The sequence below is a fragment of the Methylobacterium sp. B1 genome (assembly GCF_000333255.1).
Taxonomy (GTDB): Bacteria; Pseudomonadota; Alphaproteobacteria; order Rhizobiales; family Beijerinckiaceae; genus Methylobacterium; species Methylobacterium fujisawaense.
Genome location: NZ_BACT01000569.1, coordinates 1 through 8882, shown reverse-complemented (window position 1 = coordinate 8882; position 8882 = coordinate 1). Strand labels below are relative to the sequence as shown.

Sequence of the window (8882 nt, the reverse complement as noted above, 5' to 3'; positions counted from 1 at the left end):
GAAATGCATTACGACAACGAATGGCTCGGCCGCCTCGCCGAGACCGGCCTGCGCCGCGCCCACCTCGTCGAGGCGACGGCGCCCGGCACTCTCGAGAACGCCGTTCAGGTCCGCCCGTGGCTCGCCAACGTGCTTCGGTTCGGCGGCCCCAACACGCACCTCGTGCGCCACGGCTCATCCCTGCCGCTGGTGTGCCGTCTGGTGCATCCCGGCTCCGGAACCTCGGATGTCGGACAGGGCGGGACGTCGAAAGTCGAGAGCGACGCCGAGTATCAGCGGCTGATCGACCGCTTCGGCCGCATCCCCTGGTGACAGGGCGGCCCTGTCCGCCGTTCGAACTCCCGCAAGGCCTGGATCGGGGCCCGCCCGCTTCGGAAAGGGCGTGAATGCCCGACCGTGCGCGTCCTAGGCGGGGCGCGTCTCAGCGCGCCCGCGGACGGCCTGCTGGAAAGCGGAGAACACCCTGCGCATCTGCGGCAGCTTGTAGGGAAACAGGTCCACGGGATCCATGTCGTGGACGACCATCCCGGTATCCGCCTCGAAGATCAGCAGCCGGCCGTCCGTGCTCTCCGCGCAATCGAGGATCAGGTAATCGAGCCCGATCCTACGGTGGATCTCGGCGAACGCGGCGCGATGGCGCTGCGCGAACGCGGCGTCGAACGTGGCCATGGCGGTGGCCTCCGCCGTCCGCTTCTCGGCATCCTCGAGCATTCCAGCGTTGAGGTAATGAATCATCCAGTGGTCGCGGATGGCCAGGTGACACAGGAACGGGACACCGTCGATCAGAACGACCCGGAGCTTTCGGAATAGTCCATCGGGGCCACGATAGTCGCAGAACTGCGTGACGTAGAATCGCTCCGCGGTTGCGTGATCGAGGTAGCGCGTCAGATCCTCGGCCCGATCGACCTTCTGAAGGTCGTTGCCGGCATGGGTATCCAGGGGGCGCACCAGCACCGGATAGTCCAGGCCCTCGGGAAGGCGGGACGCCGACGCGCTCAGGGCCGCCCGGTCCAGCAGGGCGACGGCGGGCGCCAGGATCCCCTCGGCGCCGCGGAGCGCATCCGCGATCCCGTGCCGGGACGTCTTCAGAACCGCGCGCGGGTGGTTGACGATCGGCCGCGACCACCCTTCGGCGGCTGCCGCGACGGCTTCCAAAAGCGGCTCGGCGCCACTCGAATACGCGATGCCCGTGACCAGCAGATCGTGCTCCGGCAGGTCGCGCGGCATGTCTTCGCCGGGGCAGAGGAAGAGATAGGTGAGGCTGAAATCGTCGTCGTTCAGCAGGAAATCGATCGGGGTGTTGGCCATGAGATCGCCGGCCGTGACGAGGATGAGCACGCGGACCCGCGCCTGATCCGGGTTCGAACGCAGCGAGAAGAGCCGTTGGCCCTGAAGGATGTCGGTCTGGAGCTGCAGCGCCTCGTCGGTGCGGTGCATCAGCAACAGGATCGTCGCCAGATCCATCGCCGCCCCGGCGTCGATGACGCCATCGGGCGATCGGGCGAGGATCTCCTGGGCCAGCGCGGCCATGTCCGAAGCTTCGAAGGCGGCTCTGATGAGGCGTGCCGGGCCGATCATCGGGCTCGGATTGTCGATCCCCGCAGCACGCGCTTGCATCACAGCCTCCGAAAAGGGGAGCCGCCGCTGCGATGCGGCCGCCGGTATCCGGCCACAGGGATCGCACAGGGCGGCACGATCCCCGATCTGTGGCCGGAGGGAGGTTTACGAAGCGCTAACCATAACGGGGCGCATGCGGGACGTCAGCCGAGGCGCTTCCCGTTCCGCGCCGGCGGATGCCGCAGGTCTCGCGATGGTCAGTTGCGCCGCGCCGATGCGGCGGCGCGACGGAGCGCTTCCGCCAGCGGTCCGCTCGGCGCGGATTCCGCGGTGGCGTTCGGCCGGGTTCGCGGCGCGTCGATCTTCGATTCGCCCCCGCGTCGGGCGGGCTGAGCCGGATCGATCGGATCGTCGAGCCGCATCGACAACGCGATGCGCTTGCGCGGCACATCGACCCCGAGGACCAGCACCCGGACGACCTCGCCGATCCGGACGATCTCCGTCGGCGACGCGATCCGGCGCCGCGCCATCGCCGAGATGTGGACGAGCCCGTCCTGATGAACGCCGATATCGACGAAGGCACCGAACGCGGCCACGTTGGTCACGACGCCCTCCAGCTGCATGCCGGGCTTGAGATCCCCGATCGTCTCGACACCCTCCTGGAAGCGCGCCGTCTTGAAGGCCGGCCGCGGATCGCGCCCCGGCTTCTCGAGCTCGGCGATGATGTCGCGGACCGTCGGCAGGCCGAAACGCGCGTCGACGAACGGCTCCGGCGCCAAGCGGCCAAGGAGGGCGGCATTGCCGAGCAGGACGTGGATGTCGCTCTTCGTCGCCTGGAGGATGCGGCGGACCACCGGATAGGCTTCCGGGTGGACGCCCGACCCGTCGAGCGGGTCGTCGCCGCCCTGGATGCGGAGGAAGCCGGCGGCGAGCTCGAAGGTCTTCGGGCCGAGCCCCGGGACCTTCTTCAGCGCCGTGCGCGTCCGGAACGGGCCCTGGGCGTCGCGATGGGCGACGATCCGCGCCGCCATCGCGCCGCCGAGGCCGGAAACCTGCGCCAGCAGGGCCGGGGAGGCCGTGTTGACGTCCACCCCGACGGCGTTGACCGCATCCTCCACCACCGCGGAGAGCGAGCGCGACAGCTTCGCCTCGCTCACGTCGTGCTGGTACTGCCCGACGCCGATGGACTTCGGATCGATCTTGACCAGTTCGGCCAGGGGATCCTGAAGGCGCCGGGCGATCGACGCGGCGCCGCGATGGGACACGTCGAGATCGGGCAATTCCCGCGCGGCGATCTCCGAGGCCGAATAGACCGAGGCGCCGGCCTCGGAGACCATGACTTTCGCGAGCGGAAGATCCGGGTTCGACGCGATGATCTCCGCGGCGAGGCGTTCGGTTTCGCGGGAGGCCGTGCCGTTGCCGATGGCCAGAAGCTCCACGTTATGGAGGCGGCACAGGCGCCCCAACGCCGCCACTGCCTCGCGCCAGCGGCGCTGGGGCTCGTGCGGATAGGTGGTCTCCACCGCGACGACGCGGCCGGTGCGATCCGCCACCGCCACCTTCACGCCGTTCCGATAGCCGGGATCGAGCCCCATCGTGGTGCGGCCGCCCGCCGGAGCGGCCAGGAGCAGGTCCTTCAGATTTCCCGCGAAGACCGTCACGGCCTCATCCTCGGCCCGCTCGAACAGGCGGTTGCGCAGATCCTGCTTGATGCCCACCCGGATCTTCGTCCGCCAAGCCGCGCGGACGGTTTCGACGAGCCAGGAATCGCCGGGGCGGCCCCGCAGGGCGATGTCGAAGCGGCGGCAGATCGCGGTTTCGAACGGTCCGGGAATCCCGGGCGCGGAATCCTCACCCTCCGCGGTGAAGCCGACCTCGAGAATCTCCTCCCGTTCGCCGCGGAAGATCGCCAGGATGCGGTGTGAGGGCATCCGCTCCAGCCGCTCGCTCCAGGCGAAGTAATCCGAGAATTTCGCGCCCTCGTTCGCCTTGCCCTTCCGGACCTGGGAGACGAGCTGGCCGCCCCGCCAGTAATCCGTGCGCAGGCGCCCGACGAGGTCGGCATCCTCGGCGAAGCGCTCGATCAGGATCGCACGGGCACCGTCCAGTGCGGCGTCGACATCGGTGATGCCATGGGCGTCCGACAGGTAGCGCGCCGCCACCGTCTCGGGCGCGTTATCGGGCCGGCGCAGGAGAAGCTCGGCCAACGGTTCGAGGCCGGCCTCCCGGGCGGCGTGGGCCTTCGAGCGCCGCTTGGGTCGGAACGGCAGATACAGGTCTTCCAGGCGCGCCTTCGTATCGGCGGCCTCGAGGGCTGCGGCGAGAGGCGGAGACATCTTGCCCTGCGCGGTGATGCTCGCGACGATCGTGGCGCGCCGCTCGTTGAGATCGCGCAGATACGAGAGCCGCTCTTCGAGCCGGCGCAACTGCGTGTCGTCGAGGCCGCCCGTATTCTCTTTCCGATAGCGCGCGATAAACGGCACGGTCGCACCGCCATCGAGGAGCGCGACGGCGGCGGCAACCTGCGCCTCTCCGACACCGAGCTCATCGGCGATCAGCGCGTTGACGGCTTTCATGGAAACTCCGGCGGGAAGCGCAGCAGGGATGCGCCGTCTGCCTGAAACCCCAAGCCGTCGGAAACAAGGCGTCCGTCAGGCCCGTTCGCATGCCGCCGCTTCTGCAGCCGGATCCCGCACGCGCTTCGGCATGGTTTCCAGCCAGCGACGCACCGAACCCGGTGGAAGACTTCCCTGAACCGGACGGGCGGCTCGAAAGCCGTGACGATCATCCCGTGTCGTCATCGGGATGTCACCGGCTGATGCGAGCCTTTGCCTTCGCATGTCCCGGAAAGGCAGGCGCCCGTGCAATTCGAGATCCGTGAGCACAGCCGGTCGCTTTGGTCGTGGGTTCTCGTCAACGAGACCGACGAGCCGGTGCTCGAATCGCGGCGTAGCTTCCCGTCCCGCGCGCAGGCGACGGCGGCGGCGCTCGCGTTTTCTCAGCTGGTTGCGCGGGCCGGGCGGAGTTTGACCGGCGGTCCGCGACCGGTGGGCTTCCTGTAGGGAAGCGATTCCCGGCTTCGGGCCGGACGGCGATTCCTCTCAGGTCGGCCGCGCCCGGTGGCGGAGGAGGCTGGCCACGCTCAAGCAGGCGATCACGCAGCCCACCCCCATCGCGCCGAGGCAGCTGATGGTGCGGACCGGCTCGCCGCGGGCCAGAACGATGGCAAGCGCGAGCGGCAGGAGCAGGAACACGAACAGCAGGGTCATGACCGGATCCGAGTGACGATGGCCGAGTCTAGGATCCGAATGGTTAACCCCTTCTCTCGACACCCGACTGCGCCCTTGAGCCGGTGCCGTGACGGCTGCGCACAGCGCGAGGACGTGATCGCCGAACGCCCCGCCCGAGATCCCGGCGCGAACCGCGATCAGGCTTGGCTGGTCTTGAGGCGCACGAGGCGGTCCACGAGGGCCCGGTCGTGAAGCAGGGCCATCCGCTCCTTCTGGGAGAGCCACAGCTGTGCCTCCGCCACCGTCTCGGCCTCGCAGATCTTGGCGGCCGCCAGCGTCTGGTCGGCGTCGATCGCGCCCCGGGGCCGCCGCTGTCCCTTCGGAAGCATCCGGCCATGGGCGTGCGCAAGGGCGGGATCGGCGTGGATCGCCACGAGGGAATCGGTGTCGTCGTAGCCGCGAGCCGCATTGCGGGTCGCAAGCGCCGCTGCCCGCAGCGCGATCTCCGGCGGCGATGCCTCTTCGGGCGTGGCGAGTAGCATCCGGCGCTTGAGCGCCAGGCCCAGGGTCAATTGTCCGCTCGCCCAGGAAATCGGGATCGCGAGCACCAGACCCAGAATCGTCGGGCTCATCCAGAGGAACAGCGACGTCGCGATCGCGAAGGCCGCAATTCCCGCCACGAGCCCCAGAACCGTGTGCCAGCGGTGACGGCGGACGATATCCCGCAGCGGGATCGAGCCGTCGTCGCGGCGCTGCGGATTCCAGCCCGTGTCCCGTCCCAGCAGAATACCGATCACCGAGCCGGACTGGATGACCATCGCCACCGGCGCCACCAGCGCGGAGAGCAGGATCTCGACCAGGCTCGACAGGATGAGCCGCCCGGCGCCCCCGCAGGCACGCCGCACCGGACCATCCAAGAGGGCCAGGATCAGGCCCAGGACCTTGGGCGCAAGCAGAACCGCCATGGTCAGGCCGAACAGCTGGAGCGCGCGGACCGGATCGAACCGCGGGAAAACCGGCGAGAAGCCCGCCCCCCCGAAATAGTCCGGCCGTTCCGTGGCGGTCTGCAGCACAAGCAGGATGCCGACCACCAGCTGCATCAGCCAGAGTGGCGAGGCGAGATAGCCGGCGATGCCGGTGGCGAAGTGCTGGCGGGTCGCGGGATGCAGCCCCGCGGCGCCGATCACTCGTGCATGTTGGAGGTTGCCCTGCGCCCAGCGCCGATCGCGCACCGCGACGTCGATCAGCGACGGCGGGCTCTCCTCGTACGAGCCCGGCAGGCGGTGGAGCATGTACACCGCCCAGCCCGATCGGCGGATCAGGGCCGCCTCCACGAAGTCGTGCGACAGGATATGGCCGCCGAAGGGGGGCTTCCCGGGCAGATCCGGCAGGCCACAGGATTCCGCGAAGGCGCGGGTGCGGATGATCGCGTTATGCCCCCAGTAGTTGCCGTCCCGCCCCGACCACGCGGAAAGCCCGGCTGCGATCACGGGGCCGTAGATCCGGGCTGCGAATTGCTGAAGCCGGGCGAACAGGGTGTTGCGGTTGATGATCAACGGCAGGGTCTGGATGATACCGGCATCCGGATCCGCCTCCATGGCGGAGGCCAGCGCCACGATCGCCGATCCGCTCATCAGGCTGTCGGCATCCAGCACGAGCATGTGCTCGTAGTGGCCACCCCACCGCGTGACGAAGTCGCCGATATTGCCGGCCTTGCGATGGTGATTCTTCGCCCGGTGGCGGTAGTAGAGCCGGGCATCGGGACCCAGGCGGCCGCGCAATTCGAGGAAGGCGCGCTCCTCGGCGATCCAGGCATCGGGCTGGGTCGAATCCGACAGGACGTACCAGTCGAAATGGTCTCCCAGTCCGGTGGCCTCGACGGCCTCGCGCATGGCCTCGACACCCGCGAAGGTGCGGGCTGTCGCCTCGTTGTAGACGGGCATCAGGACCGCGGTCCGCGTGGTCAGGGCCGTCGGAGCCGAGATCGGACGCGGCCGCCGCAGCAGCATCCCGAAGCCGAGCACGGCGCTGGTGAAGGCGAGCGCGATCCACGAGAACGTCAGGCAGAACAGGACGACCAGCACGAGCTGGAGCGCAGTCGGATTGCCCGAGACCGACACGGTCTCGACCATCTGCCAGCCGCCGAAGGCGGTCAGCGCCAGCGCGCCGCCGAAGACCAGAATCCGCGCCGGCCAGGGATCACGGCCGGGCCGTGCGGGCCGATGGCCCAGGCCCATGTCCCAATGCGACAGATCTTGGACGGGCATGGCCAGCGGCGCTTCGCGCGGCATGCCGCCTCCGTCATCGGGGCTCGCCTCGGCCACGCGCGCGGCGTCGATCGCGGGCGGCACGGTCATCGTCTCGTCCAATTGCACGGTGCAGGCCGGTCCTTGATGTTGAGGCGGATCGGGGATCACGGTGTCCAGCGGAACAACCACGATTCACTGACCCGGGCTTGGCCGCGCCGGAGGGCGAGGCGCAGCTCGCTCGCGCGGGCGCTGCCGGGATCGAGTTCGAACAGGATCCGCAACGTCTTGCGCTCGGGATACCGAAACCGGTCCTGCCGTGTGATCGTCCCGGCCGACGCGCTGAGATCGACGTCGATATCGCCGGGCTGAAACAGCGTGTCGCCCTCGAAGTCGACGGCGAAGAGGCGGCGGCTGCCGGTGCTGCCATGGCCGCAGCGGCTGTCGCGCACCCGTGCGATCTCCGGAGGCAGTGGATCCGGCCAGCCCTTGGACCAATGCTGACGGCACTGGAAGCGCATCTCCACGCCCTTCGCCAGCTTCGCCTTGGGTCGCCAATAGGCGAAGACATTCTCGTTCAGCTCGGAATCGCTCGGAATCTCAAGCAGGGTGACGGCACCCTCGTTCCAGTCATCCAGCGGCTCCAGCCACAGGGACGGGCGCTGTTCCCAATGACGCCGGTCATCCTCGAAGTCATCGTACGCGCGGGCGCGCTGCATGAGGCCGAACCCCTTCGGACCCCGATCCACGAAGGCAGAGACCTGGAGGGCCTCCGGATTGTGAACGGGCCGCCAGATCGGCTCGCCGTAGCCGTTGTGGATCGCCAAGCCCTCCACCGAGAAGGCCGCGGCGCGCAGATCGTCGACGCGGTTCCGGTCGAGGGGTCCGAACAGGTAGCTCCCCTGCATGCCGCCGAGCCCGATATGGTCGAGGTCGGCCCGGGCGAAGACCGTTCCCTCGATCGCCGCCGTGGAGACGTCACGGCCGGGCGTGAGCGTGATCTTGAACGCCGCCGTCGCCGACTCGGAATCGGCGAGGGCATGAACGACGACCGGCTGACCGGGCGCGGGCGTCTCAACGAACAGGGCCCGGAAGAGCGGGAACTCCTCCCCGCGGGAATCGGCCGGCCGCAGGGCCAGCGCGCGGGCGTTGATGCCGAAATCCTGGCCCTCCGCGACGAGCCGGAAAAACGAGGCGCCCTGGAACAGCGCGAAGCTCGACACGTCCTCCGCACCCTCGAACCGGGCCCGGAGGCGGAAGCCCGAGAAGGCGGCGTCGGGTTCGAGATCCGGCAGATCCAGGCCGGGTGCGACGAACGCCGTCTTGTCGTACGCGACGGGCTGAACCAGCCCGTTCTCGACGACGAACAGCGACACCGGCGTCTCGAAGATCGATCCGCGCAGGAGCGGCTCCAGAACGTAGCCCACGTTTCGGTCGGCCCAGAGCGCGCGGCCCTCCGCCGGGTGGATCGCGTCGTACGCCTCCCGGGACAGAGCCTTCAGGACCGCCGGGACGTCGCCGGTCTTCGGCCCCGCATAGGGTGCTGCCGCACGGGCGCGGGCCAGGTCGGTCAGGGTGTTCGCCTCGAAGGCCTCGCCCTTGCCGGGCAGCGCGGGCGCTTTGTCCGGCTCGGCCGAACGGGCCACTGCCGGAAGCAGTCCCGCGGCAGCACCCAGCGTGCCGACCAGCAGGGCGCGGCGTGTCGGTGCGGCGGAAGGCACGGCGTCGATCGTCATGCAGGCAGTCGTCTCACGTCTCGGGAGCCTCCCTGTATACGGACAGGCCGGCTGAACCCAGGGTTAAGCAACCGCCTGAACCGCAAGTGGCTCCGTTGACTTAACCCGAGCCG

The 8882-nt window shown here is 69.2% G+C and carries 6 protein-coding genes and 1 pseudogene; 2 read left to right on the top strand and 5 right to left on the bottom strand.

Translation table 11 applies throughout. The annotated features are described in order from the left end of the window. A pseudogene (locus tag I53_RS16670) lies at nucleotides 1-312 on the top strand (glycosyltransferase family 2 protein); the annotation flags it as partial. 93 nt (nucleotides 313-405) lie between these two features. Here the strand turns inward: I53_RS16670 and I53_RS16665 are convergent. Further along, complete coding sequence (locus I53_RS16665) at nucleotides 406-1617, bottom strand: hypothetical protein (protein ID WP_043352607.1); 1212 nt, start codon at nucleotides 1615-1617, stop codon at nucleotides 406-408. Between the two features lie 197 nt (nucleotides 1618-1814). Continuing rightward, entirely contained in the window at nucleotides 1815-4133 is a 2319-nt protein-coding gene (locus I53_RS16660; protein WP_043352606.1) for a Tex family protein, read from the bottom strand. 285 nt (nucleotides 4134-4418) lie between these two features. Between I53_RS16660 and I53_RS16655 the strand changes: the two genes are divergently transcribed. Further along, on the top strand, nucleotides 4419-4619 hold the full coding sequence (locus I53_RS16655; RefSeq protein ID WP_043352604.1) for a hypothetical protein: 201 nt from the start codon (nucleotides 4419-4421) through the stop codon (nucleotides 4617-4619). A 39-nt stretch (nucleotides 4620-4658) separates the two neighbouring features. Here I53_RS16655 and I53_RS33995 read toward each other — a convergent pair whose 3' ends face one another. The 3 genes from I53_RS33995 to I53_RS16645 all read right to left on the bottom strand — a co-directional run bounded on the left by I53_RS33995 (nucleotide 4659) and on the right by I53_RS16645 (nucleotide 8769). Then, nucleotides 4659-4826, bottom strand: coding sequence for a hypothetical protein (locus tag I53_RS33995; RefSeq protein WP_164706379.1), 168 nt, complete (start codon nucleotides 4824-4826; stop codon nucleotides 4659-4661). A gap of 158 nt (nucleotides 4827-4984) precedes the next feature. After that, nucleotides 4985-7144, bottom strand: a complete 2160-nt coding sequence (gene mdoH / locus I53_RS16650) for a glucans biosynthesis glucosyltransferase MdoH (RefSeq protein WP_083936084.1) — start codon at nucleotides 7142-7144, stop codon at nucleotides 4985-4987. Between the two features lie 56 nt (nucleotides 7145-7200). After that, a complete protein-coding gene (locus I53_RS16645; RefSeq protein WP_043352603.1) occupies nucleotides 7201-8769 on the bottom strand; it encodes a glucan biosynthesis protein D in 1569 nt (522 codons plus the stop codon). Nucleotides 8770-8882: the final 113 nt, after the last annotated feature.